Here is a 24808-nt window from a genome sequence, read left to right as displayed (position 1 = left end):
CACGCCCCCTACGTCTACGCCGCCGGAATCACCGCGGACACCCGAAACCCCCCGGCATCCGTGGGCCCGGACACGAAAACACCCCCCAGCTCGGCCACCCGCTCCTTCATCCCGAGCAACCCGTTCCCCCCACTGGGCAACCGCGCGGCCCCCGCCGCCCCCGGCTCCGGCGGCGGACCGTTCTCCACCTGCATCGCGATCTCCGCCGCCCGATGCGCCAACCGCACCCGCGTCTTCGCCCCCGCCGCATGCTTGTGGACGTTCGTCAACGCCTCCTGCACCACCCGGTACGCCGTCTGCTCCACCTCGGCCGCGTACACCCGCACCTCCCCCTCCACCGACAACTCGACGACCATCCCCGCGGCCGCCGACTGCCCCACCAACGCCTCCAGCTCGGCCAGACAGGGACCCTCCGCCGCCTCGTCCTCGGCCCGCGAAGCCGCCGCCGCGGCCGCCGCGCCCACCGCCGCCAACGGCACCGACGCCGGCGCCGGCGCGGACCCCGACCGCACCGCCGCCATCGACGAGAACCCCTCCCCCGACCGCAGCACCCCGAGCATCTCCCGCAACTCGGTCAACGCCTGACGCCCCATGTCCCCCACCAGCGCCGCGTTCCGCACAGCCTTCTCCGGGTCCTTCCGCGCCACCGCCTGAAGAGCGGCCGCGTGCACCACCATCAACGACACCCGATGCGCGACGACGTCATGCATCTCCCGCGCGATCCGGGTCCGCTCCTCCCCCCGAGCCCACTCGGCCCGCTCCTCCGCCCGCTCCGCCAGCAGCTGCAACTCCCGCTCCAGCGAATCCGCCCGCTCCCGCAGACTCTCCATCAACCGCCGCCGCGCCCCGACATACAGCCCCAGCAGCACCGGCGGCGCGGTCAGCCCGATCGCCATCGTGGACGCCAGGAACACGGCGAACGCGTCCCCGCCGCCGACCGCCCCGTCCCCCTGCAGATTGCTCCGCGTCGCCTCCACGAACCACACGATGAACACACCGGCGAACGCCATCCCCGACAACGCCCCGATGATCCGCCTCGGCGCCTCCGACGCCGCCAGCGTGTACAGCCCGACGAGCCCCATCAGATACCCCATCTGAGCGGGCGCGACAGCGATGAAGACCAGCACCACCGCGACGGGCCACATCCGCCGCACCAGCAGCACGGACCCGGCCAGCGCCCCGAAGACGACCCCCACGGCCTCCGGCAACGCGGCGTTCCGGGCGAACTCGACGCCCTCGATCGAACACTCGACGGCCGACGCCAGCGCCAGCCCGCCGTCGAGGGCGGCGCTCCGCCACCGCTCCCACCACCACGGCCCGGCACTGTCCCCCGTCCCGGCAGCGGTGTGGTCTTCCCCCGTCGTGGTCATACACCCAAGCCTACGTTCGAGCGCCCCCGCTTTTCCGGCGAGTTTCCCGTACTGGCCTACACCACACGCCACAATCGAACAGAAGCGAAACCACCCGGTATCCCTCGAACAGCTGAATCGCCCACCGTTCGATCCCGGAACCCCGCATTCCACCCGGACGGTATGCCCATGGCACATCCACACAGCAAGTACGCCGATTTCGAGGGGCTGCGGGAGCGGGCGGTCGCGCTGCGGCGCGAGGGCCTCAGCCGCCGCCAGATCCGCGACCGGCTCCTCGTCGACAACAACGACATCCTCAACCGCCTCCTGGAAGGCGAGCCGCCCCCGGAATGGACCAAGCGCCCCAACGCGAAAGACGACCTCAAGGCAAGGGCGAGGGAGCTACGCCTCCAGGGCTGGACGTACGACCGGATCCAGGTGGAGCTGGGCTGCTCGAAGAGCTCAATCTCCCTATGGGTGCGGGACCTGCCGAAGCCCGAGCGCACGCGCTCCCGCGAGGAGGCCGCAACCATCGCCCGACGGGGCTGGGAAGCGAAGCTCCGCCTCCGCGACGAGGAACGGCAGCAGACCAAGGAGGCGGCCAAGCAAGCGATCGGCGACCTCTCACCGCGCGAACTGTTCCTGGTGGGCGTGGGCCTCTATTGGGCCGAGGGCAGCAAGGACAAGCCGTACGACCGCCGCGAGAACGTGACCTTCGTCAACAGCGACCCCGGCATGATCCAGGTCTTCCTCGCATGGCTCGACCTGCTGGGGGTGGATCGCAAGCGCCTGCGATTCAACGTGATGATCCACGAGAGCGCGGACGTAGGGGGCGCTGAACAGTACTGGGCCGAACTCGTGGGCGCCGATCGGTCTGCGTTCAACAAAACAACGATCAAGAAGCACAACCCGAAGACGGCCCGGAAGAACATCGGCGACTCCTACAGAGGCTGCCTGGCGATCAAGGTCCTCCAGGGAGCCGACCTTTACCGTCGCATCGAAGGCTCCTGGTACGGCATAGTGGTGTCCGCGCGCGAAACCGATCAACGAAATCGGACATAGCGCGCAACCCATCCCGGATCGTCTAAGGGTAGGACAAACGGTTTTGGTCCGTTGAATGAGGGTTCGAATCCTTCTCCGGGAGCCACGGCACACAAGACCTCAGTTCGGGTCCTGACCCCAGCAACACGGGTCAGGACCCGCTCACATTTCCCCCGCACAACGCCCCGGTATCCTGCGGATGTCAACCCCCACCGCACCCACAGCCGAAGGGCATCCCCGTGAGCGCAACCCGCCCGGCAGCCGTCGTCGTCCTAGCAGCGGGTGAGGGCACCCGTATGAAGTCGGCCACACCGAAGGTTCTGCACAGCATCTGTGGCCGCTCCCTGGTGGGCCACGTCCTCGCCGCCGCGCGCGAGTTGGACCCCGAGAACCTGGTCGTCGTCGTGGGGCACGCCCGCGAGAAGGTCACCGCGCACCTCGCGGAGATCGACCCCGGTGTACGTACGGCGGTCCAGGCGGAGCAGAACGGCACGGGGCACGCCGTACGGATGGGCCTGGAGGAGCTGGGCGGTGTCGTCGACGGGACCGTGGTCGTCGTCTGCGGTGACACCCCGCTGCTCACCGGCGCCACCCTCCAGACGCTCGCGGCCACCCACTCGGCCGACGGCAACGCCGTGACGGTGCTGACCGCCGAGGTCCCGGACGCCACCGGTTACGGCCGGATCGTGCGTGACGGGGCGAGCGGTGCCGTCACCGCGATCGTGGAGCACAAGGACGCGACCGAGTCGCAGCGCGCGATCCGTGAGATCAACTCCGGGGTGTTCGCGTTCGACGGCCAGCTGCTGGCGGACGCCCTCGGGAAGGTCAGGACGGACAACAGCCAGGGCGAGGAGTACCTGACGGACGTCCTGGGGATCCTGCGCGAGGCGGGGCACCGGGTCGGTGCCTCCGTCGCCGGTGACCACCGTGAGATCGCGGGGATCAACAACCGTGTGCAGCTCTCGGAGGCCCGCCGCATCCTGAACGACCGGCTGCTCACCGGGGCGATGCTGGCCGGGGTGACCGTGATCGATCCCGCCACGACCTGGGTCGACGTCACGGTGACGTTCGAGCAGGACGCCGTCGTCCACCCCGGCACCCAGCTGCTCGGGGCCACGCACCTCGCGGAGGGCGCCGAGGTCGGGCCGAACTCCCGGCTGAAGGACACGACGGTCGGGGCCGGCGCGCGTGTCGACAACACCGTCGCCGACGGCGCCGAGGTCGGGCCGCAGGCGACGGTGGGACCGTACGCGTACTTGCGTCCCGGCACGCGGCTCGGTCTGAAGTCGAAGATCGGCACGTATGTCGAGACCAAGAACGCGAACATCGGCGAGGGGACGAAGGTCCCGCATCTGTCGTACGTCGGTGACGCGACGATCGGTGAGTACTCGAACATCGGCGCGGCGAGTGTGTTCGTGAACTACGACGGTGAGAACAAGCACCACACGACTGTCGGCTCGCACTGCAAGACGGGTTCGGACAACATGTTTGTGGCGCCTGTCACGGTGGGGGACGGCGCGTACACCGCCGCCGGGTCCGTGATCACGAAGGATGTGCCGCCCGGTTCGCTGGCTGTGGCCCGTGGCCAGCAGCGGAATATCGAGGGTTGGGTGGCTCGTAAGCGTCCGGGGAGCGCGTCGGCGAAGGCTGCCGAGGCGGCGTCTGCGGAGGGCGAGAGCGAAGGCTGACTGGAAACAGGTGCGCCAAGGACGTCGTACCGTGATAAGTGCATACCCGCACCCCAGCTGAGCCTGCGATGTCTGCCTGCCCGGCTGAGAACCTCTGAGGAGACTGTGCTGTGACCGGGATCAAGACGACCGGCGAGAAGAAGATGATGTTCTTCTCCGGCCGCGCCCACCCCGAGCTTGCCGAGGAGATCGCCCAGCAGTTGGGTGTCGGGGTTGTCCCGACGAAGGCTTTCGACTTCGCGAACGGTGAGATCTATGTCCGCTACGAGGAGTCGGCACGTGGTGCGGACTGCTTCCTGATCCAGAGCCACACGGCTCCGATCAACAAGTGGATCATGGAGCAGTTGATCATGATCGACGCGTTGAAGCGTGCGTCGGCCCGCTCGATCACCGTCATCGTGCCGTTCTACGGTTACGCGCGGCAGGACAAGAAGCACCGTGGTCGTGAACCGATCTCGGCGCGTCTGGTCGCGGACATGATGAAGACGGCGGGCGCGGACCGGATCCTGGCCGTGGATCTGCACACGGACCAGATCCAGGGCTTCTTCGACGGGCCCGTGGATCATCTGTTCGCGCTGCCGCTGCTCGCGGACTACGTGGGTGCGAAGGTGGACCGGAACAAGCTGACGGTGGTCTCGCCGGACGCGGGCCGGGTGCGGGTGGCGGACCGTTGGTGTGACCGTCTGGGCGCGCCGCTCGCCATCGTGCACAAGCGGCGTGACAAGGACGTGGCGAACCAGGTGACCGTCCATGAGGTCGTGGGTGAGGTCAAGGGTCGGGTGTGTGTCCTGGTGGACGACATGATCGACACCGGTGGCACCATCTGCGCGGCGGCGGACGCGTTGTTCGCGCACGGTGCGGAGGATGTCATCGTGACGGCGACGCACGGTGTGCTGTCGGGTCCGGCGGCGGATCGGCTGAAGAACTCGAAGGTGAGTGAGTTCGTGTTCACGGACTCGCTGCCGACCCCGGGTGAGCTGGAGCTGGACAAGATCACGGTGCTGTCGATCGCGCCGACGATCGCGAGCGCGGTGCGTGAGGTGTTCGAGGACGGTTCGGTGACGAGCCTCTTCGACGAGCACTAGGGGTCGCCGGCGCCGGCCGGAGATCGTTTTGGGTACGGCCTTTCTCTCCGAGTAGACTGCGCGAGTTGCTCGGCGAGGGAGGCCGTACGCGTTTCCGTCTCAGGACGGTGGTGCGGCTGTCCGTTATCGACGCGCTCTTCGTAGCAGGCCGTTCGTGGCCGGGTGACCACGTCCGTTCCTATGTACGAGGAGTGATCATGTCCGAGGTGAAGCTCACCGCGTCGACGCGCACCGAGTTCGGCAAGGGTGCCGCCCGCCGTATCCGTCGTGACTCGAAGGTTCCCGGTGTTCTCTACGGTCACGGTTCCGACCCGCTGCACCTGACGCTGCCGGGTCACGACCTGCTGCTGGCGCTGCGTACGCCGAACGTCCTGATCTCGCTGGACATCGACGGCAAGACCAGCGAGCTGGCGATCCCGAAGTCCGTGCAGCGTGACCCGATCAAGGGTTTCCTGGAGCACGTGGACCTGCAGCTGGTCCAGCGTGGCGAGAAGGTCAACGTCGAGATCTTCGTGCACACCGAGGGTGAGCTGGCCCCGGGTGGCAACCTGCTGGAGCACGTCCTGAACGCGCTGCCGGTCGAGGCCGAGGCCACCCACATCCCCGAGTCGGTCACGGTGTCCGTCGAGGGTCTGGCGGCTGGTGACTCCGTCCTCGCCAAGGACATCCCGCTGCCGTCGGGCACCAAGCTGGGCGTCGACGGGGAGACCGTCGTTCTCCAGGTCCTGGCCGCTCAGGCGGAGGAGCCGTCGGAGGAGACCGCCGAGGGCGACGAGGCCGCGCAGGCCTGAGCCCCGGCTCTGTCATCGGTTCGTCAGCCGCCGCTTCCCTCGTGGGAGCGGCGGCTGGCGCGTATCAAGGAGACATGGACGTGACGACCGATCCGAGTGCCCCGTGGCTGATCGCCGGGCTGGGCAATCCCGGGCCCGAGTACTCGGCGAACCGGCACAACGTGGGGTTCATGGTGGCCGATCTGCTGGCCGAGCGGATCGGGGGGAGGTTCAAGCGGGCCGGGAAGGCGCAGGCGCAGGTGGTCGAGGGGCGGATCGGGCCGCCGGGTCCTGGGAATCGTCGGGTGATCCTGGCCAAGCCGATGTCGTACATGAATCTGTCGGGCGGGCCGGTGACCGCGTTGCGGGACTTCTACAAGGTGCCGGTGGGGAACATCGTCGCGGTCCATGACGAGTTGGACATCGATTACGGCATGTTGCGGCTGAAGCTCGGCGGGGGTGACAACGGTCACAACGGGCTGAAGTCGATGACGAAGGCGATGGGGTCGGACTATCACCGGGTGCGGTTCGGGATCGGTCGTCCGCCGGGTCGGATGCAGGTCGCGGACTTCGTGCTGAAGGACTTCTCCGCCTCGGAGCGCAAGGAGTTGGACTACTTCGTGGACCGGGCGGCGGACGCGGTGGAGTGTCTGGTGATCGAGGGGTTGGAGCGGGCGCAGGGGACGTACAACTCCTGAGCTGTTCGACGTACATATCCCGTTTCGTCCGTCATCGCGCGCTGGCCTGCGGGAGTTGACCGACTGCGGTGCCATGGCCAATGATCCCCGCCATGCCTGACCGCAAAGCCCCCGCTCACCGTTCGCGGCGCCGTGCGCGCCCGAGCGGCGGTGGCGCGTCGGCCGCGCTGCGGTACGGGCGGCTGGCGGCCATGGGTGTGATCGCGGTGGTGATCCTGATCGCCGGGGTGTGGGGGTCCTGGGGCTGCGCCCAGCACGTGATGCTGAGCAAGGGGCGTGAGCAGGGCACGATGACCGTGTCCCGGTGCCAGGGTGAGACCTGCTGGGGTCCGTACGAGCCGGTGTCGACGGGGTCGCGGTCCCGGGATCGGGTCGACATCGAGCGGTCGGTGGCGGTGGAGACGGGTGAGACGTACACCGTGGTCGTGAAGCCGGGCAGCAGCGATGTCGTACGGACGGGGCCTGCGGGCCTGCTGCATGCCTGGGTGCCGCTCGGTGGGGCGCTGTTGTTGGCCGCCGTGGTCGTGGCGGGTGGGTTGCGGATGGTGCGGTCGGCGTGGGTGCTGGGCGGGATGGGTGTCGCGCTGATCACGGCGGCGTGGGTGGCGCTGTGAGGCGGATGGTCGGCTGACGGCCGGTGGGGCTTCTCGCAGTTCCCCGAGCCCCTGAAAGCGGGGGGAACTGCGCGACCGGCCCCCGCCGGCCGTCAGCCGCGAACGAACCCTCCGAAGTGGTCAGCCCGTGTTGCGCAGCCCGGCCGCCACCCCGTTGACCGTGAGCAGCAGCGCCCGCGCCAGCAGCGGATCGGCTTCCTCCCCGGCGGCGGCGGCGTCGCGCTGGCGCTTGAGGAGGGCGACCTGGAGGTAGGAGATCGGGTCGAGGTAGGCGTCGCGGATGGAGAAGGTCTGCTGGAGGACGGGGTTGGCGTCGAGCAGCTTGTCCTCGCCGGTGATGCGCAGGACCTCGCGGACGGTCAGCTCGTGTTCGGCGCGGATGGTGTCGAAGACGTGCTTGAGGTCGTCGGGGACGAGGGTGTCGACGTAGTGCTGGGCGATCCGCAGGTCCGTCTTGGCCAGCGTCATCTCGACGTTGGAGAGGAAGTTGCGGAAGAAGTGCCACTGTTCGTGCATCTCGTCGAGCACGGTGTCCAGGCCCGCTTCGCGCAGCGCCTTCAGGCCGGAGCCGACGCCGAACCAGCCGGGCACGATCTGCCGTGACTGGGTCCAGCCGAAGACCCACGGGATGGCCCGCAGTCCGTCGAGGCCGGCGCCGGAGTCGGGGCGGCGCGACGGGCGGGATCCGAGGTGCAGGTCGGCGAGCTGGTCCACGGGGGTGGAGGCGAAGAAGTACGCGGGGAGGTCGGGGTCGTCGACCAGTCGGCGGTACGCGGCCTCGGCGGCCTCGGACACCCGGTCCATGGCCGCGTCCCAGCGGGCCAGGGCGTCCTCGGACTGGCGGGGCGCGGTGTGCAGGGCGGAGGCCTGGAGGGTGGCGGCGACCGTCAGTTCCAGGTTCTCGCGGGCCAGGGAGGGGACGAGGTACTTGTCGGAGATGACCTCGCCCTGTTCGGTGACCTTGATCTCGCCTTCCAGCGTGCCCCAGGGCTGCGCGAGGATCGCGTCGTGGGAGGGGCCGCCGCCACGGCCGACGGTGCCGCCGCGGCCGTGGAAGAGCCGCAGGCGTACGCCGTAGCGGTGGGCGACGTCGCGCAGACGGCGCTGCGCGCGGTGGATCTCCCACTGGGAGGTGGTGATGCCGCCGAACTTGGAGGAGTCGGAGTAGCCGAGCATGACCTCCTGGACGTCGCCGCGCAGGGCGACGAGTCGCCGGTAGGAGGGGTCGGCGAGCATCTCTTCGAGGATGGTGTCGGCGGCCTTGAGCTCGTCGGTGGTCTCCAGCAGCGGGACGATGCCGATCTTGGCCCAGCCGGCGTGGAGGTCGATGAGGCCGGCCTCGCGGGCGAGGACCGTGGCGGCGAAGACGTCGTCGGCGCCCTGGCACATCGAGATGATGTACGACTCGATGACCTCGGGGCCGAAGACGGCGAGCGCCTTCTTGACGGTCTCGAACACGCCGAGGGTCTTGGCTCCGGCGGCGTCGAGCGGTGCGGGTGTGGGGGCCAGGGGCCGCCTCGACCTGAGTTCGCGGGCGAGGAGCTTGTGGCGGTACTCGCGGGGCATGTCCTCGTAGCGCCAGGACTCCTCGCCGAGTCGGTCGAAGAGCTGGCCGAGGGCGTGGTGGTGGGCGTCGGCGTGTTCGCGGACGTCCATGGTGGCGAGCTGGAGGCCGAAGGCGGAGAGGGTGCGGATGGTGCGGTTCATCCGGCCGTCGGCGAAGAGTCCGCCGCGGTGTTCGCGCAGGGAGGTCTGGATGAGGGTGAGGTCGCGCAGCAGTTCGGCGGTGCCGAGGTAGTCGCGGCCGTCCTCGTGCGGGATGCCCTTGGCCAGGCGCTGCTTGGTGTTCTCCAGCTTCTGCCGGATGCAGGTGGCCTTGAGCCGGTAGGGCTCCTCGGCGTTGAGGCGCTTGTAGCGGGGGCTGATCTCGGGCAGGGCCTCCAGGTCGGCCTGGAGGGAGGTCAGCAGTTCCTCGGTCGCGCCCGTGTAGCGGATGCTGTTGGAGAGGAAGCCGCGCAGTTCGTCGATGAGTTCGAGGGCGTCGTTGATGCCGTGCTCGTGCTGGAGGATGAGGACGTCCCAGGTCACCTGGGGGGTGACGTTGGGGTTGCCGTCGCGGTCGCCGCCGATCCAGGTGCCGAAGGTGAGGGGGCGGGTGGCGTCGGGGATGGTGACGCCGACGCGTTCCAGTTCGGCGGTCAGGTCCTCCAGGACGTCGCCGACGGCGCCCGCGTGCAGCTCGTCGAGGTAGTAGATGGCGTTGCGGGCCTCGTCGGCGGGCTCGGGGCGGACGACCCGGAGTTCGTCGGTCTGCCACACCAGGTCGATGTTCTCGGCGAGCCGGGTGTCGTAGCGGCGGCGGTCGGACTCGATGACCGGGGTCTCCAGCAGCGCGGCGATGCGCCGGAGCTTGTTGAGGACCGACCGGCGTGCGGCCTCGGTGGGGTGGGCGGTGAAGACGGGGCGGACGTTGAGGTTCCGGACGGTCTCGCGCAGGTGGTCGGGGTCGGCGTCCTTCAGGCGATCGGCCGTACGGGAGAGGAGACCTCCCTCGGCGGCACGCCGTGCCCTCAGCTCGCGGCCTCGGTGCACCTGTTCGGTGACGTTGGCCAGGTGGAAGTAGGTGGAGAAGGCCCGGACCAGCTTGGCGGCGGTCTCCAGTTCGGTGCCGCGCAGCAGGTCGGCGGCGGCTTCACCGTCCTCGCGGGTCAGGCGGCGGACGCGCTCGACGAGTTCCAGGAGTTCGGGGCCCTCCTGTCGTACGAGGGTCTCGCCCAGTAGGTCACCCAGGCGCCGGATGTCGGCGCGCAGCTCGCTGCTGACCGTGGTGGTCTGGTCGTCGGCACTGCTCACAGGTGCGGCTCCTTGCAGTGTTGAAGCTCGGCTGAGGGGAACCCGGGTGGGGGCCCGGCGGTCTGGGCCGCGGTGTCGGCTCGGCGGCCGGGCAGGATTCAGAGCGGACCGCGCTGTCCGAACGAGTCCAGGATAGGCGTCCACCTGGGCGCCCTCGGCGACAGGTGCCACTTTTGCGGCACTGAGTGCCACCTGTCCACCGAGCCCACCCGTTACACCTGGACGCGCAGACCGGCGGGCCCTTGCCGCCCGGCACCGCGCTGCCATACTTACGATGCCGTAGGTTACGGAACCGTAGGGAGAGCCGACAGGTCTCTCCCGCACGCTGTTGCCGCAGGCATCTCCCCCGCTCTCCACCCTCGACCCCCCAGGGGACGCCCCATGAGCTCAAGGTCCGATGTGATCGAAGACGCACCGAATGTGACCGGTTCTCCAGACTCCGCAGCGACCGACTCCCCCACCTCGTCGGCCACGCTGGGCGGCGAGCAGAAGCGTTCGATCGAGCAGATCACCCTGCTCCTCTTCATCACCGTCCCCTTCCTCGCGCTCCTCGCGGCGGTGCCGCTGGCCTGGGGCTGGGGCGTGAGCTGGCTGGATCTCGGCCTGCTGGTGTTCTTCTACTACCTCGGCTGCCACGGCATCACGATCGGTTTCCACCGGCACTTCACGCACGGTTCGTTCAAGGCCAAGCGCCCGTTGAAGATCGCCCTGGCGATCGCCGGCTCGATGGCGGTCGAGGGTCCGCTGGTGCGCTGGGTGGCCGACCACCGCAAGCACCACAGGTTCTCCGACGCCGAGGGCGACCCGCACTCGCCGTGGCGCTACGGCGACACGCTCCCCGCCCTGCTGAAGGGCCTGTGGTGGGCCCACATCGGCTGGATGTTCGACGAGGAGCAGACCTCGCAGGAGAAGTACGCACCGGACCTGATCAAGGACCCGGCGCTCCGGGCGGTCTCCCGCCAGTTCATCTTCTGGACGGCCCTCTCCCTCGCGCTTCCGCCGCTGATCGGCGGGCTGGTGACGATGTCGTGGTGGGGCGCGTTCACCGGGTTCTTCTGGGGCTCGCTCGTCCGGGTGGCCCTGCTGCACCACGTGACCTGGTCGATCAACTCGATCTGCCACGCGGTCGGCAAGCGCCCCTTCAAGTCCCGCGACCGCTCGGGCAACGTCTGGTGGCTGGCGGTCCTCTCCTGCGGCGAGTCGTGGCACAACCTCCACCACGCCGACCCCACCTCCGCACGGCACGGGGTGGAGCGCGGCCAGTTGGACTCCTCCGCACGGCTGATCCGGTGGTTCGAGGTGTTCGGCTGGGCGTACGACGTCCGCTGGCCGTCACGCTCGCGTATCGATTCCAGGCGCAACATGGGTGAGGACGGCTCCCGGCAGCGGAAGGCGCCCGCCGAGGCGGCATGATTGACGCCGTGGCGACCGACTCCAGCAGCACCCCGAGCAACGACAAGCCGCGGCGTGTGCGCCGCACCCGGATGACGGGCGCCGAGCGCCGTGCGCAGCTGCTGGAGGTCGGGCGCGCGCTGTTCGCCGCCAAGGGCTTCGAGGCCACGTCGGTGGAGGAGATCGCGGCGAAGGCCGGGGTGTCCAAGCCGGTGGTGTACGAGCACTTCGGCGGCAAGGAAGGGCTGTACGCGGTGGTGGTGGACCGTGAGATGAGCCGGTTGCTGGACATGGTGACCAGCTCGCTGACGGCCGGGCACCCGCGTGAACTGCTCGAACAGGCCGCGTTCGCGCTCCTCGACTTCATCGAGGAGTACACGGACGGTTTCCGCATCCTGGTCCGCGACTCCCCGATCCCGCAGTCCACGGGTTCCTTCGCGTCGCTGATCTCCGACATCGCCACTCAGGTGGAGGACATCCTCGGCCGCGAGTTCAAGAGCCGCGGCTTCGACCCGAAGCTCGCGCCGCTGTACGCGCAGGCGCTGGTCGGCATGGTCGCCCTGACCGGCCAGTGGTGGCTGGATGTCCGCCGGCCGAAGAAGGCGGAGGTGGCGGCGCATCTGGTGAACCTGGCGTGGCACGGCCTGGACGGCCTCAACCAGAAGCCGCGGCTGATCGGCCACCGGAAGAGTTGAGCTCGGGGGTGCGTGGTCGGGTGGGGGTGCGTGGGGCTTCTCGCGCAGTTCCCCGCGCCCCTGAAGGGGCGCGGGGAACTGCGCGAGCAACCACGAACCACCCGCACCCGCCGACTCACCCGCACCCCCGAGCTCCTAGGCGCCCTCGCCCACGTCCTTCGCACTGAGCGCCAGCTCGTTGTTCACGGTGAAGTACGGCCGCACCCGCGTCCTCCCCCGCTCACCATGCTCGAACACCTGACCGGGTACCAGATCGGTCTTCCGCCGCTCCACCACGTCACCCCCGATCCGGCCCACGGGCACGTCCCCGGACTGCCCGTCCCCCAGCCGCAGATCCCACAGATCGTGCTCGACGCTCCGCCGAGCCATGAGCTCGCCGTACGGGACGGTGAACCGGAACCCCCGCTCCCCCACGGCCCAGGCGGCCACGGTGAAGTCGTACGCGCTGTCGACCCGGGACGCCACACGCACCACGGCACCCTCCGCGACGGCGGCGGTCACGGACTCGGCGTCCCCGAGAACCGTCCCGGTCACGGTCACCGCTCCCTCCCCCACCTCGACGGCGTCGATCTCGGCGTGCGCGGGCCGCAGCCACGTCCGCAGCGCGAGGAACCCGTCGACGGTCGGGTACGGGATCCACACCCCGACCCCTCGCCGGTCGACCCGCGGGGGCCGTCCGACCAGTGCGGCCTGTTCCACCAGCCGTGCGCTCAGCCGTACCCGCTTGTTCGTGCCGCGCGGCGCGACGTAGCAGTCCCAGCGGCCCTCGGCCAGGGTGTGCTCGGCGGGGTGGAGGGTCGCGCGCACCACGGTGTCCGGGGCGTCGGCGCTCGGCAGCAGCGGCACCCTCGCCTGCCGCTTGCCGGGGTCGCGGCGCAGCCGGGCGACGAAGTCGAGGGGCCCGGAGGGCAGCTCGGCCGGGTCGAGGAGGACGGTGAGGCCGCCGTCGCCGGTGGCGCGGGCGTGCGCGGTGGGCGTGGGAGCGCTCCCGTCGGCCTCGGCGGCGGGGGCGGCCTTCGTGGGGCGGGGCCGTACGGCGAGGGCGGCGAGCCGTTTCAGCCGGGCGGCGCCCCCTTCCCATCTGCGGCGCCGGGACCTGGAGAGCTCCTCGAAGAGGGTCTCGTAGCGGTGGGCGATGACAGCGGGGGCGTAGGTCTCGGCCTTCGTGAGGGCCGCTTTGCCGAGCCGTTCCCGCAGGGCCTCGTCGGAGACGACGCGGTTCAGCGCGTCGGCGTAGGCGTCGACGTCCCCGTCGAGCGGGACGAGGAGGCCGTCCTGGCCGTGGGTGATGATCTCGCCGGGGCCGTGCGGGCAGTCCGTGGCGACGACCGGGACGCCGCAGTGCATGGCCTCGACGATGGTCATGCCGAAGGACTCCATGTCGGAGGAGACGGCGGCGACGGCGCCCTTGGCCCATTCGGTCTCGATCGGGGAGACCGCTCCCATGAGGAACACCCGGTCGTGCAGCCCGAGCCGGTCGATCAGCTCGCGCAGGTTCTCCTTCTGCGGGCCGCGTCCGTAGATCCGCAGGGTCCAGCCGGGGTGGTCGGCGGCGACCTTGGCGAAGGCGTTCACCAGCCGGTCGTACCGCTTGATGGGGATGAGCCGGCCCGCGGCGACGATGACCCGGGAGTCCAGGGTGGACCGTTCGACGGCGGGGGCCCGGACCCCGTTGGGGACGCACACGATGGTGGTGCCGACGTCGGGCAGGGCGGCGCGGTACTGGGCGGCGTCGGCCTCGGAGACGGTGACGTAGGCGTCGAGTCCGCCGATCGCCCGGTTCTGGTCGCCGCGCAGCGGCTCCCGGTACTGGTCGAGGCTGAGGTGCTCCTGGCCGACCCGCAGATAGCGGCGCCGGCCGTCGCGGGCGAGATAGCCGTTGAGGTCGGGGCGGGTGGCGATGACGACGTCGGACCGGGTATCGGCGAGGAAGGCGCCGATGCGTTCGTCCTGGAGCCCGGTGTAGGGCATGTTCCCGGTGGCCCCGGTGTACGGGAACATCGTGCCGGGCCGCTGGGTCAGCGGGTGGTCACCCTCGAATCCGGGGCTGCCTTCGCGCAGGTCGATCAGCGAGGTCAGACGGACGCGCGGGTCGAACGGGAGGGCCGGTTCGTCGCGGGAACGGTGGACACTGACGACCTCCACGTCGTGCCGGTCGGCGAACGCGGCGGACAGGTTGGCGGTCGAGCGGATCGTGCCGCCGATACCGAAGGCGTTGTTGATCAGGAATGCGATCTTCATATGTTTTCCCCCTGGAAACCGCCCGAGCGCGGACGGCATCGCGCCCGCACCCCCTGGCGGTCAGGCAGGGGCTGCGCACGGGCACGGCTATATACGCGATACGTGGTCGACAATCAAGAAATGAATGATTCGGCGCAGCGGAAATCGGCCGATCGGGGAATCCGCGCAGAGATACGCGAGCAGAAATCCCGACCGGACGACAAAAAGCCTATGTGGCACACGTCACAAATCCGGACAAGCGCGCCGAGCGGCTCAACAGATACTCACTGGCCCAGATCCCCCCTGGTCACAGCACGAACTCCCGCTTCCCCGAACAGCCGGCGGGAGACAACAAAAAGTGAACCGAGAATATATCCATGACAAAGGAAAGACCAAGAACAATATCAGCCACACCCGCGGCAGAGGCATCGGCAAGCACCGCAGAAGCACCGGGAGACGGCACGCCGCACGGAATGCAAAACTCCGTTTCGGCTACGGAATTTCGAAGGAAGCGGGCCGCAGCGGGGTCGTTTCCAGAACGTCCGCCGCCATCCGTCCGGCCGGTCCCGCCGTCTGCTCGGCGATGCGCCGGAAGGTGTCCTGGGCCTGCCGCGCGGGCCACTCGGCCGGCAGATGCTGCACGGGCAGGCGCGGGTCGGTACGGATGACGCGCAGCCACTCGGCGACGAGACGCAGCCGGGTGGCGATCGGGTCGGCCTCGGCGACCTCGGCCGTGGTCCACCGCTTGTCGAAGGCGACGTACCCCGCGGCGAGCGTCTCCAGGTCCCAGCTCTCGCGGATCATCAGGCCGATGTCGGTGAACTCGTCGGCCTGCGCGTGGAACACCTTCACATGCGCGTCCAGGCCCAGCTCGGAGACGATCCCCCGGACGTCCACCCGCCCGGGGGCGATCCAGAGCCCGCTGTAGAGGGCGCCGAACCCGGACCAGGTGAGCCGGGAGCGCAGGTCGTGCCGCTGGCGCTGCCAGGACTCGGGGAGGGAGAAGCCGAGGAGGGTCCAGGTGCCGTCCCAGTCCTCGTTCACCGCGCCGTCGCGCCAGATGCGCTGGCCGCCGTCGCGCAGGATGTCCTCCGCGTGCGGGGTGAGGCCGAAGAACATCCGCCGGCCCTCGCGCTGGCGCCGCAGCAGCCCCCGGTTGACCATCCGTGTGAGCGTCGACCGCACGGCCTGCTCGCCCGTGCCGACGCGCCCGAGTACGTCGATGATGCTGCCCGAGTACGCCCCGAGGCCGCTCTCACCCCGGTCCAGCACGTGGTTGCCGAAGAAGGCGAGCACCAACGACTGCGGCCGCGGCTGCGGCACGTCGACGACCTCGGCGTCCAGGATCTCGTCCTCCACAGCGCAAGAGTACGGGGGTTGCCAGGAGCCGGTCAGGGGGCGGGGGCCGCGGCCCCCGCCCCCTCTCGACCGGAGTTCACGGCGCATGCAGGGTGTGGCGACACCCGTCAGGAGGCCACCTCTTGCTTCCTGGCACCTGCGGGGACGGCCGCCTCGCCCAGCGTCTCCTGGTGCGTCTCGCGTACGAACCACACGGTCACGGCGGTGATCGCGGCGCCGCCGCAGATCAGCAGGGCGACCGGGGTGCCGGAACCGCCGTTGGCGGCGACCAGGCTTCCGGCGATCATGGGGGAGAAGCCGGCGCCGATCAGCGTGGCGAGCTGGTAGCCCAGCGAGGCCCCGGTGTAGCGGACACGCGTGCCGAACATCTCGGTCAGCAGGGCCCCGAGCGGCCCGTACATCACCGACTGGGCGATGCCGTGGCCCAGCACGACCGCGAGGATCAGCAGGCCCGGTGAGCGGGAGTCCACCAGCGCCAGGACGGGGAAGGCCAGGGCGGCCGAGGCGACGGCACCGGCCAGGACCACCGGGCGGCGCCCGACCCGGTCCGAGAGCGCCGACGCGCACGGCAGCACCACCAGCGCCACCGCCGCGGAGACCGTCAGCGCGGTGAGCACCTGCGGCCGGGGGTACCCGATGCCCGTCGCGTACGAGATCAGATAGCTGGTCAGCAGCGACTGCGCGGTGAACGCGCCGATGCCGACGCACGCCGCCAGGACCAGCGCCCTGGGCCGGCGCACGACCTCCAGCAGCGGCAGCCGGGCCTGCCCCCGGTCCTTCTTCACGCGGGTGAACAGCGGGCTCTCCACGACCTGCAGCCGCACGAACAGCCCCACTCCGAGCAGCACCACACTCAGCAGGAACGGCACCCGCCACCCCCACGCGGCGAACTGCTCGCGCGGCATCGCCACGACCATGGTGACCACCAGCGAGGACAGCAGGGAGCCCAGCGGTGCTCCCATCTGCGTGAAGCTGGACCACAGCCCGCGTCGCCGTTCGCCGGCGTGTTCGACGACCATCAGCGTGGCGCCGCCCCACTCGCCGCCGATGGCGATGCCCTGCAGCACCCGCAGGGTGATCAGCAGGACGGGCGCCCACACGCCGATGGTCTCGTAGGTGGGCAGCAGGCCGATGAGGAAGCTGGCGCCACCCATCAGCCCCATGGTCAGCAGCAGCATCGACTTGCGGCCGAGCCGGTCGCCGAAGTGCCCGAACACGATCCCGCCCAGCGGACGGGCGACGTATCCGGCGGCGAACGTGCCGAACGCGGCGATCGTGCCCACGGCGGGATCCGCACCGGGGAAGAACAGCTCGCCGAACACCAGCGCGGCGACCGTTCCGTAGACGAGGAAGTCGTAGAACTCGACAGCGGTACCGAGCAGCCCGGACAGCGCCACACGACGCAACTGCCTTGTCCGCAGGGCCTGTTCGGCCTGCTCGGCGGGGTTGGGGAGGGGGGACGGGGACATGTGGGTCTCCCTGGAGCTGAGGGGGAACGAGGGAGGGACACCGCGAAGGTAGGCGCACATTCGCCCGCCGTCAATATTCTGCACAACTTCGAGTGGCCGCCTCGCCCCGCGAGAACCCCGTCGTCCCTGAGGGCTCAGACCTGGACGAAGCGGGTCAGACCTGCTCCAGGAACTCCAGCCGATTTCCCACCGGGTCCTCGGAGTAGAACCGCCGGTGCCCGGGCAGGCCGTCGTCCCAGATGACGACGGCCCCACGCCCGGCCAGCCGGGCGGCGAACGCGTCGATGCCCCGCACCCGCAGCCCGGGGTGGGCCTTCCTCGGCGGCCGGAAATCCGCCTCCGCCCCGAGGTGCAACAGCACGTCCCCCGCCGCGAACCAGCACCCTCCCCGCACGGCGAGCGCGGGCGGCTTCTGGATCTCCGCCATCCCGAGAACGCCGACGTAGTACGCCCGCAGCCGGCCCTCCGTGCCGGGCGGTGCGGCGAGCAGGACATGGTCGACGGCGGTGATCATCGGCTGGTCTCCGGCTTGTGGGCGACGGTGAAGATGCGGCGGAACGGGAACGGGGTGCCGTGGGCGGTGGCCGGATACGCCGCACGGAGGGCCGTGCGGTACTCGGCGACGAAGGGGTCCGCCTCCGCGCCCAGTTCGGTGAGGATCGGGCGCAGGCCCGTCCCCCTGACCCAGTCGAGCACCGGATCCTCGCCCTGGAGGAGGTGGACGTACGTCGTCTCCCAGGCGTCGACCTCGCAGCCGAGGTCGGCGAGGGCGGCGTGGTACTCGACGGGGGTGTGGACCGCGTCGGCGTGGCGGAGGGTGACGCCGAGGCGGCTCCTCCAGCGGGCGGAGTGCGCCAGTTCGCGCATGAGGCGGTGGCTGGGCGAGTCGAAGTTCCCGGGGACCTGGAAGGCGAAGGTGCCGCCGGGCGCCAGGGCGTCGACCCAGACGGGGAAGCGGTCGAGATGCCCGGGCACCCACTGGAACGTGGCGTTGGCGACGATCAGGTCGTACGGCTCCGGGGGCGCCCAGGTACGGACGTCGGCGGCGGCGAAGTCGAGGCTGCCGCCGCCCGGGGTGGGCCCCTCGTGGTCGGCCCTGGCCCGGTCGAGCATCTCCGGCGAGTTGTCGTACCCGGTGATGCGCGCGGTGGGCCAGCGGTCGGCGAGGAGCCGGGTGACGTTGCCGGGGCCGCAGCCGAGGTCGGCGACGCGGGGGTGCGCGGCGGGCGGGTCGGGGATGTGGGCGAGCAGGTCCACGAAGGCACGGGCGCGGTGACCGGCGTGCCGCAGGTACTGCTGGGGGTCCCAGGTGGGGCTGGTGGCGGGCATGGGGACGTCCTCCTCGTCATCCGTCATGACTGGCCTGTCACAAGGCATCCCCACTCTCGACCGCACTTATCTCGAAGTCAAGAGACTTGACTCTAATCATCTCGACATCAAGAGACTTCACATCGACACAACCACTACACTGATCGTCATGGAGGACGAGGTCGATCGGCTGGTCGCAGCGTGGCGCCGGGAGCGCCCCGACCTCGACGTGGAGCCGCTGGAAGTACTCAGCCGGGTGAGCAGACTGGCCCGGCACCTGGATCGCGCGCGTCGGCTGGCGTTCGCCGAGCACCAGCTGGAGCCGTGGGAGTTCGACGTGCTGACGGCGCTGCGGCGGGCGGGCGACCCGTACCAGCTCTCGCCCGGTCAGCTGCTCACGCAGACGCTGGTGACTTCGGGCACGATGACCAACCGTATCGACCGGCTCACGAAGAAGGGCCTGGTCGAGCGACTTCCCGACCCCAGTGACCGTCGGGGCGTGCTCGTCCGGCTCACGGACGAGGGCCGGGACCGGGCGGACCAGGCACTCGCCGGTCTTCTCGACCAGGAACGCGCGATCCTGGCCGAACTCTCCCGCGCCCAGCGCGGCGAGCTGGCCGGCCTGCTGCGCCAGTTGACCGCCCCGTTCGACAACATTCCCGGCTAGGGCCCTCAGTCGCCGACCGGTCCTGCCGAAGGCAGCGGGGTCCGGCACGCATCGGACCCCGTCCACCGGCGGACGTCAGGCGCTGCTGCTCTCCTCCGGGATGATCCGGCCGACGGGCCCCAGGTCGACGGGCCCCACGCCCGCGCGGCGGGCGAGGGCCACGGCGGCGAGGGTGGAGTGGACGCCGAGCTTTCCGAGGACGTTCTGCATATGCGTGCGGACGGTGTGCGGGGAGAGGAACAGGCGCTCGGCGACGGCCTTGCGCCCCAGGCCCGCCACCATGCACCGGAGCACTTCCCGCTCACGCGGGGTGAGGGACTCGACGAGCCGCTCACTCTCCGTGCGGTGCTTGCGTGCGGCGGTCAGCTCCCGCAGGACGCCGGTGAGCAGCGCGGGCGGCAGATGTGTCTCTTCGCGCAGCACGCCCCGGATGACGGTGAGCAGCCGGGAGAGCGAGCAGTCCTTGGCGACCCAGCCGGACGCGCCCGCCTGGAGGGCCAGCGCGGCCCGGCGCGGATCGTCCTTCTCGGCGAGGACGACGATCCGTACGCTCGGCTGTCCCGAACGCACGCCCGCGACGAGCGATATGCCGTCCACGAGGCCGTCCTCGCTGCCGTCCGGCACGGGTACGGCGGTCGGCCGCGCACCCGGGAGCTGTGCCTGGCCTCCCAGATCGGCGTCGACCAGGAGCACGTCGAACTTGCGTCCTTCCGCCGCCGCGCGGTCCAGACAGCGCAGCGCGGCGGGGCCGCTGCCGGCGGCGGACACGTCGACGTCCGGCTCGGCGGCCAGCGCCGCCGCGAGCGACTCGGCGAAGATGCGGTGGTCGTCGACGACCAGGACTCGGATGCGAACCACTGAAACCCCCACTGGTCGGGGGACGACCGGCGCGAGTACGGCGCCCGGAGCGTGCCCCGGTTTACACCTGGGACGGGGCGTCGCAGCCGCACGGCCGCCGCCGTGCTGAACCGCTACCCCCACTCCGGGCGTCGTACCCGACTGTCTCGCCCCCTGATCAGCACCGGCCCCCACCGGCGCTGTTCATCAGAGTAAGGCCGGGGGGCGGGAGCGGAAGCTGATTTGCAGAACTGGTTGTCCAGCGCGTTTATCGTGTGCCGCATGTTTCGTATGGAGACAGAAGTCGACAGAGAACGAAGGCGGTTGCTTCATTCCCGATTGCGGGCCAGCAACACCGCCGCCTCGCCGATTCTCCGCGAGCTGCGCGGAACGCCCGACGAACGCGAAGTCCCGCTGCACGTCTGGGTCCTGGACGACAGCGACGACCTCGCGGGCGGCCTGGTCGGCCACACCTGGGCCGGCTGGCTCCACATCACCTATCTGTGGGTCGACGAACGCCACCGGGGCGCGGGGCTCGGCTCCCGTCTGATGTCGACGGCCGAACACCTGGCCGTCCAGGACCGCGCCTGCCGCTCGGCCCGCCTGGAGACCTGGGACTTCCAGGCCCCGGAGTTCTACAGACGCCTCGGGTACGAGGTGGTGTGCGTGATCCCCGACTATCCGCCGGGGATCACGGAGTACACGCTGACGAAGAGGCTCGGGTGAGCCGTGGGGGACGCGACACGGGCTCAGGCGTTTGCTACGGAGTGCGTCCGAGGTTCGTGACGAGGATGCGGATCATGTCGTCGTCGATCAGATAGAGGACTCGGTAGCGGCCGACCCGGAGGCGCCGGGTGTTGGAGCCGTACGCGGTGGAGTTGCCGGGGCGCGGCACTTTGGCGAGAGTGTCCACGGCCTCGTACACGGCGGCGAGACCTACGGGGTCGTCCGCGAGGAACCGCACAGCCGCGCTGGTGGCACCCGGTTCCCAGATGATGCGATAGGTCACGGACGCAGCCCCAGCATCCGCCCGACCTCTTCGTGCGGAATGCCCTCCCCGAGCGTCCCCTCCGCCTTGCGCCGCTGGTAGTCCGCGACCGCGAGGGCGTCTTCGAGATCCTCTATCACCTGCGGTGAGACAAGAAGCGCGGCCACATGCCCGTGGTCCGTGAGGGCGATGGTCTCGCGGCCGTGAGCGGCCCGACGGACGAGGTCACCGAGTTGGGAGCGGGCCGCGCTGATCGCAATCTCAGTCATGCGCCGATGATGCCACAAGGTTCACCTTGTGGCATCATCATGCACGTTTCAAGTCAGGAGACCCGCCGCGCCCCCGCCGACGGCACCGCCACGAAGACGCGCGGGGCCGTGAAGGCGGCGTCGGCGAAGGACTCCTCCACCGCCTTGGTGACCGCGTCCGCGTCGGTCGCGTCGACGAGGACGATCGCGGAGCCGCCGAAGCCGCCGCCGGTCATCCGGGCGCCGAGGGCGCCGGCGGCGAGGGCGGTGTCGACGACGAGGTCCAGCTCGGGGCAGGAGATGCGGAAGTCGTCGCGGAGCGAGGCGTGGCCCTCGACCAGGACGGGGCCGATCGCGCGGGTCTCGCCCGACTCCAGGAGGGAGACCACGCGCTCGACGCGCTGGTCCTCGGTGACCACGTGCCGGACCAGGCGGCGGACCTCCTCGTCGTCGCCGAGGCGGTCCAGGGCCGCGTCCAGCTCGTCGTAGGCGACGTCGCGCAGCGCGTCGACGCCGAGCAGGGCGGCACCCTTCTCGCAGCCGGCCCGGCGCTTGCCGTACTCGCCCTCGCTGTGGGAGTGCTTCACCTGGGTGTCGACGACCAGGAGCTGCATGCCCTCGGCGGCCAGGTCGAAGGGGATCTGCCGCTGGGACAGGTCCCGGGTGTCGAGGAACAGGGCGTGGCCGGTCTCGCAGCACGCGGAGGCCGTCTGGTCCATGATCCCGGTCGGGGCGCCGACGTAGACGTTCTCCGCGCGCTGGCACAGGCGGGCCAGCTGCCAGCCCTTGAGGCCCAGGTCGTAGAGGTCGTTGAGGGCGAGGGCCACGACCACTTCCAGGGCCGCCGAGGAGGAGAGGCCGGCGCCCGTCGGGACCGTGGAGGTCAGATGGATGTCCGCGCCGGTCACCGCCGTGTGGCCCGCCTCGCGCAGGGCCCAGGCCACGCCCGACGGGTACGCCGTCCAGGCGCGGTCGGCCTCCGGGGTCAGCGCGTCGAGGGACAGCTCGACCACCCCGCCCTCGACGTCGTCGGAGTGCAGGCGCAGGACGCCGTCCGTGCGCCGGGAGACGGCCGCGACGGTGGTGTGCGGGAGGGCGAAGGGCATGACGAAGCCGTCGTTGTAGTCGGTGTGCTCGCCGATGAGGTTCACCCGGCCCGGCGCGGCCCACACTCCCTCCGGCGCCGCCCCGTAGAGCTCCTCGAACCGCTCGGCGACGACGACAGCCTCGCTCATCCCCTGACCCTGACCTTTCCGTACTCGACCGACGAACCGGCTCGGCCGACGAACTGGCCGAGCCGGCACACTACTTGGCGCGCGAGGGGGTGCGGATCCGCGCCCCTTCGGCGCGTCACGCGACCCGCGCCGCGCCGCCCGCGTGGACCTCCGGGCCCGCGCCCGCGCGAACCACCGGGCACACGCCCGCGTGAACTACTGGGCCCGCTCCTGCGTGAACCGCCACGCGTCGGCCACGATCTCCGCGAGGTCCGCGCGCGACGGGTTCCAGCCGAGCCGTTCGCGGGCCGTGGCGGCGGAGGCGACCAGGGTGGCGGGGTCACCGGCCCGGCGCGGGGCGACGACCTCGGGGATCGGGTGGCCGGTGACCCGGCGGACGGTCTCGATCACTTCGCGCACCGAGAAGCCGTTGCCGTTGCCCAGGTTGCAGATGAGGTGTTCACCCGGCCGCGCGGCGTCCAGCGCCAGCAGGTGGGCGTCGGCGAGGTCGGCGACGTGGATGTAGTCGCGGACGCAGGTGCCGTCGGGGGTCGGGTAGTCCTCGCCGAAGACGGAGATCGCCTCCCGCCTGCCCTGCGCGACCTGGAGCACCAGCGGGATGAGGTGCGACTCGGGGTCGTGGCGCTCACCGCAGGAGCCGTACGCCCCGGCGACGTTGAAGTAGCGCAGCGAGACGGCGCCCAGGCCGTGGGCGGCGGCCTCGCCGGTGATCATGTGGTCGACGGCCAGCTTGGAGGCGCCGTACGGGCTGGTCGGCCTCGTCGGAGCGGACTCCACGATGGGGGTGGTCTCCGGCTCGCCGTAGGTGGCGGCGGTGGAGGAGAACACCAGCTTGCGGACGCCCGCCTCGCGCATCGCGGCGAGCAGCGCCATGGTGCCGCCGACGTTGTTGTCCCAGTACTTCTCGGGCTTCACGACGGACTCGCCGACCTGCGAGAACGCGGCGAAGTGCAGGACGGCGTCGAAGGTGCCGTCGAGCCACTTGCCGGCGTCGCGGATGTCGCCCTCGATGAAGGACGCGCCGGCGGGCACGCCCTCGCGGAAGCCGGTCGAGAGGTTGTCGAGGACGACGACCTCGTGGCCCGCCTCCAGCAGATGCTGGGCGACCACGCTGCCGACGTAGCCCGCGCCACCGGTGACCAGGTACTTACCGCTCATGAACTCGCTACCTCTCGCAGTCGCTCGGCCGCGCGCTCCGGCGGCACGTCGTTGATGAACACGTTCATGCCGGATTCGGAACCCGCGAGAAACTTCAGCTTGCCGGGGGTGCGGCGAATGGTGAAGAGCTCCAGATGCAACGCGAAGTCCTCGCGCTGGACACCCTCGAACTCCTCCAGCGTGCCGAACGGGGCCTGGTGCCAGGCCGCTATGTACGGCGTCAGAGGCTCACCCTCGCCGAAGATCCGGTCGAAGCGCCTCAAGAGTTCCAGATAAACCTTGGGGAACTCTGAGCGCGCCCCCTCGTCGAGGCCGAGCAGGTCCGGCACCCGGTGGCGCGGGTACAGGTGCACCTCGTACGGCCAGTGCGCCGCGAAGGGCACGAAGGCGACCCAGTGCTCGGTCTCCAGGACCACCCGCTCCCCCGCGAGTTCGCTCTCCAGGACGGCGTCGAACAGGTTCTCGCCGCCGGTGGCGTCCTTGTGGGCCGCCAGTGAGCGCAGCATCAGCGCGGTACGGGGCGTGGTGAAGGGGTACGCGTAGATCTGCCCGTGCGGGTGCCCCAGGGTCACGCCGATCTCGGCACCGCGGTTCTCGAAGCAGAACACCTGCTCGACGGAGGGGAGATGGGACAGCTCTGCGGTGCGGTCGGTCCAGGCCTCCAGGACGAGGCGGGCCTGCTCCTCGGTCAGGTCGGCGAAGGACGCGTTGTGGTCCGAGGTGAAGCAGACGACCTCGCAGCGGCCGGAGTCGCCGGCGAGGGAGGGGAAGCGGTTCTCGAAGACCACGGCGTCGTACGAGGAGTCCGGGATCTCGCTGAGCCGGTCGCCCTCGGAGGGGCAGAGCGGGCATTCGTTCGCCGGGGGGTGGTAGGTGCGGCCCTGGCGGTGCGAGGCGATCGCCACGGAGTCACCGAGCAGCGGATCCCGGCGTACCTCCGAAGTGGTGACGGTGCGCTCCAGGGGCCGCTTGTCCACCGCGTCGCGCACGGTGTCGTCGCGCAGGTCGTAGTAGATCAGCTCACGACCGTCGGCCAGCCGGGTCGAGGTCTTTTTCACGCCGGACTCCCCATCCCACCCATCAAACAGAACCAAACACATCAAAGCACAAGTTCCGACGTTCGTCACCATCACA

23 protein-coding genes and 1 tRNA gene are annotated in these 24808 nt (G+C 70.3%); 11 read left to right on the top strand and 13 right to left on the bottom strand.

The window, feature by feature from the left end; translation table 11 throughout:
- Positions 1-14: 14 nt before the first annotated feature.
- Positions 15-1370 carry a sensor histidine kinase gene (locus RM704_RS29705; protein ID WP_033524904.1) on the bottom strand — a complete coding sequence of 452 codons (1356 nt, stop codon included), beginning with the start codon at positions 1368-1370 and terminating at the stop codon, positions 15-17.
- A 168-nt stretch (positions 1371-1538) separates the two neighbouring features.
- Here RM704_RS29705 and RM704_RS29700 point away from each other — a divergent pair, with 168 nt between their 5' ends.
- The 7 genes from RM704_RS29700 (at position 1539) to RM704_RS29670 (ending at position 7245) form a co-directional block, all read left to right on the top strand.
- On the top strand, positions 1539-2411 hold the full coding sequence (locus tag RM704_RS29700) for a hypothetical protein (RefSeq protein ID WP_033524905.1): 873 nt from the start codon (positions 1539-1541) through the stop codon (positions 2409-2411).
- 11 nt (positions 2412-2422) lie between these two features.
- Positions 2423-2496: transfer RNA gene (locus RM704_RS29695), tRNA-Gln, on the top strand.
- Positions 2497-2629: 133 nt separating this feature from the next.
- Positions 2630-4078 carry a bifunctional UDP-N-acetylglucosamine diphosphorylase/glucosamine-1-phosphate N-acetyltransferase GlmU gene (gene glmU, locus RM704_RS29690; RefSeq protein ID WP_078936909.1) on the top strand — a complete coding sequence of 483 codons (1449 nt, stop codon included), beginning with the start codon at positions 2630-2632 and terminating at the stop codon, positions 4076-4078.
- A 110-nt stretch (positions 4079-4188) separates the two neighbouring features.
- Positions 4189-5163, top strand: coding sequence for a ribose-phosphate diphosphokinase (locus RM704_RS29685; protein ID WP_033524907.1), 975 nt, complete (start codon positions 4189-4191; stop codon positions 5161-5163).
- 197 nt (positions 5164-5360) lie between these two features.
- Positions 5361-5954 carry a 50S ribosomal protein L25/general stress protein Ctc gene (locus RM704_RS29680; protein ID WP_033524908.1) on the top strand — a complete coding sequence of 198 codons (594 nt, stop codon included), beginning with the start codon at positions 5361-5363 and terminating at the stop codon, positions 5952-5954.
- A gap of 74 nt (positions 5955-6028) precedes the next feature.
- The gene (pth, locus tag RM704_RS29675; RefSeq protein ID WP_033524909.1) at positions 6029-6631 is read left to right on the top strand and encodes an aminoacyl-tRNA hydrolase; all 603 of its coding nucleotides are present in this window, start codon (positions 6029-6031) and stop codon (positions 6629-6631) included.
- 80 nt (positions 6632-6711) lie between these two features.
- On the top strand, positions 6712-7245 hold the full coding sequence (locus RM704_RS29670) for a hypothetical protein (protein ID WP_033524910.1): 534 nt from the start codon (positions 6712-6714) through the stop codon (positions 7243-7245).
- A 120-nt stretch (positions 7246-7365) separates the two neighbouring features.
- Here the strand turns inward: RM704_RS29670 and ppc are convergent, their stop codons facing one another.
- Positions 7366-10098 (bottom strand): phosphoenolpyruvate carboxylase, encoded by a 2733-nt coding sequence (ppc, locus tag RM704_RS29665; protein WP_033524911.1) that lies wholly within the window; start codon positions 10096-10098, stop codon positions 7366-7368.
- Positions 10099-10479: 381 nt separating this feature from the next.
- Here ppc and RM704_RS29660 point away from each other — a divergent pair, with 381 nt between their 5' ends.
- Together RM704_RS29660 and RM704_RS29655 are read left to right on the top strand one after the other, a co-directional pair.
- Positions 10480-11511 (top strand): acyl-CoA desaturase, encoded by a 1032-nt coding sequence (locus RM704_RS29660; protein ID WP_033524912.1) that lies wholly within the window; start codon positions 10480-10482, stop codon positions 11509-11511.
- The gene (locus RM704_RS29655) at positions 11508-12185 is read left to right on the top strand and encodes a TetR/AcrR family transcriptional regulator (protein ID WP_033524913.1); all 678 of its coding nucleotides are present in this window, start codon (positions 11508-11510) and stop codon (positions 12183-12185) included. Before RM704_RS29660 ends, RM704_RS29655 begins: the two co-directional genes overlap by 4 nt.
- A gap of 135 nt (positions 12186-12320) precedes the next feature.
- Here RM704_RS29655 and RM704_RS29650 read toward each other — a convergent pair whose 3' ends face one another.
- The 5 genes from RM704_RS29650 to RM704_RS29630 form a co-directional block, all read right to left on the bottom strand.
- Positions 12321-14426, bottom strand: coding sequence for a glycosyltransferase family 4 protein (locus RM704_RS29650; RefSeq protein WP_033524914.1), 2106 nt, complete (start codon positions 14424-14426; stop codon positions 12321-12323).
- Between the two features lie 471 nt (positions 14427-14897).
- Positions 14898-15764: a PaaX family transcriptional regulator gene (locus tag RM704_RS29645; protein ID WP_033524915.1), complete on the bottom strand. Its 867-nt coding sequence runs from the start codon at positions 15762-15764 to the stop codon at positions 14898-14900.
- 107 nt (positions 15765-15871) lie between these two features.
- Complete coding sequence (locus RM704_RS29640; protein WP_033524916.1) at positions 15872-17233, bottom strand: MFS transporter; 1362 nt, start codon at positions 17231-17233, stop codon at positions 15872-15874.
- A 154-nt stretch (positions 17234-17387) separates the two neighbouring features.
- Positions 17388-17747, bottom strand: a complete 360-nt coding sequence (locus RM704_RS29635) for a VOC family protein (protein ID WP_033524917.1) — start codon at positions 17745-17747, stop codon at positions 17388-17390.
- Positions 17744-18562 carry a trans-aconitate 2-methyltransferase gene (locus RM704_RS29630; RefSeq protein WP_033524925.1) on the bottom strand — a complete coding sequence of 273 codons (819 nt, stop codon included), beginning with the start codon at positions 18560-18562 and terminating at the stop codon, positions 17744-17746. Before RM704_RS29630 ends, RM704_RS29635 begins: the two co-directional genes overlap by 4 nt.
- Before the next feature lie 148 nt (positions 18563-18710).
- Between RM704_RS29630 and tamR the strand changes: the two genes are divergently transcribed.
- Positions 18711-19208, top strand: a complete 498-nt coding sequence (tamR, locus tag RM704_RS29625; protein ID WP_311591367.1) for a MarR family transcriptional regulator TamR — start codon at positions 18711-18713, stop codon at positions 19206-19208.
- 75 nt (positions 19209-19283) lie between these two features.
- On the opposite strand, the gene RM704_RS29620 is transcribed toward tamR, so the two are convergent.
- Positions 19284-20066 carry a LuxR C-terminal-related transcriptional regulator gene (locus RM704_RS29620; RefSeq protein ID WP_033531980.1) on the bottom strand — a complete coding sequence of 261 codons (783 nt, stop codon included), beginning with the start codon at positions 20064-20066 and terminating at the stop codon, positions 19284-19286.
- A 261-nt stretch (positions 20067-20327) separates the two neighbouring features.
- On the opposite strand from RM704_RS29620, the gene RM704_RS29615 reads away from it, so the two are divergent.
- Positions 20328-20771 carry a GNAT family N-acetyltransferase gene (locus RM704_RS29615; RefSeq protein WP_192829849.1) on the top strand — a complete coding sequence of 148 codons (444 nt, stop codon included), beginning with the start codon at positions 20328-20330 and terminating at the stop codon, positions 20769-20771.
- A gap of 34 nt (positions 20772-20805) precedes the next feature.
- Here the strand turns inward: RM704_RS29615 and RM704_RS29610 are convergent, their stop codons facing one another.
- The 5 genes from RM704_RS29610 to galT all read right to left on the bottom strand — a co-directional run bounded on the left by RM704_RS29610 (position 20806) and on the right by galT (position 24732).
- On the bottom strand, positions 20806-21054 hold the full coding sequence (locus RM704_RS29610; protein WP_033531978.1) for a type II toxin-antitoxin system RelE family toxin: 249 nt from the start codon (positions 21052-21054) through the stop codon (positions 20806-20808).
- Positions 21051-21302, bottom strand: a complete 252-nt coding sequence (locus tag RM704_RS29605) for a type II toxin-antitoxin system Phd/YefM family antitoxin (RefSeq protein WP_033531977.1) — start codon at positions 21300-21302, stop codon at positions 21051-21053. The genes RM704_RS29610 and RM704_RS29605 overlap by 4 nt, the downstream gene beginning before the upstream one ends.
- 53 nt (positions 21303-21355) lie before the next feature.
- Positions 21356-22516 carry a galactokinase gene (gene galK, locus RM704_RS29600; protein WP_033531976.1) on the bottom strand — a complete coding sequence of 387 codons (1161 nt, stop codon included), beginning with the start codon at positions 22514-22516 and terminating at the stop codon, positions 21356-21358.
- Positions 22517-22711: 195 nt separating this feature from the next.
- A complete protein-coding gene (gene galE / locus RM704_RS29595; RefSeq protein ID WP_033531975.1) occupies positions 22712-23674 on the bottom strand; it encodes a UDP-glucose 4-epimerase GalE in 963 nt (320 codons plus the stop codon).
- Positions 23671-24732, bottom strand: a complete 1062-nt coding sequence (galT, locus tag RM704_RS29590) for a galactose-1-phosphate uridylyltransferase (protein WP_033531974.1) — start codon at positions 24730-24732, stop codon at positions 23671-23673. The genes galE and galT overlap by 4 nt, the downstream gene beginning before the upstream one ends.
- Between the last annotated feature and the right edge of the window lie 76 nt (positions 24733-24808).

The organism is Streptomyces gottesmaniae (genome assembly GCF_031845845.1).
In the GTDB taxonomy this organism is placed as follows: domain Bacteria; phylum Actinomycetota; class Actinomycetes; order Streptomycetales; family Streptomycetaceae; genus Streptomyces; species Streptomyces akebiae.
Note: the sequence above shows the minus strand (reverse complement) of the source record. Positions and strands in the feature narration are given on the sequence as shown.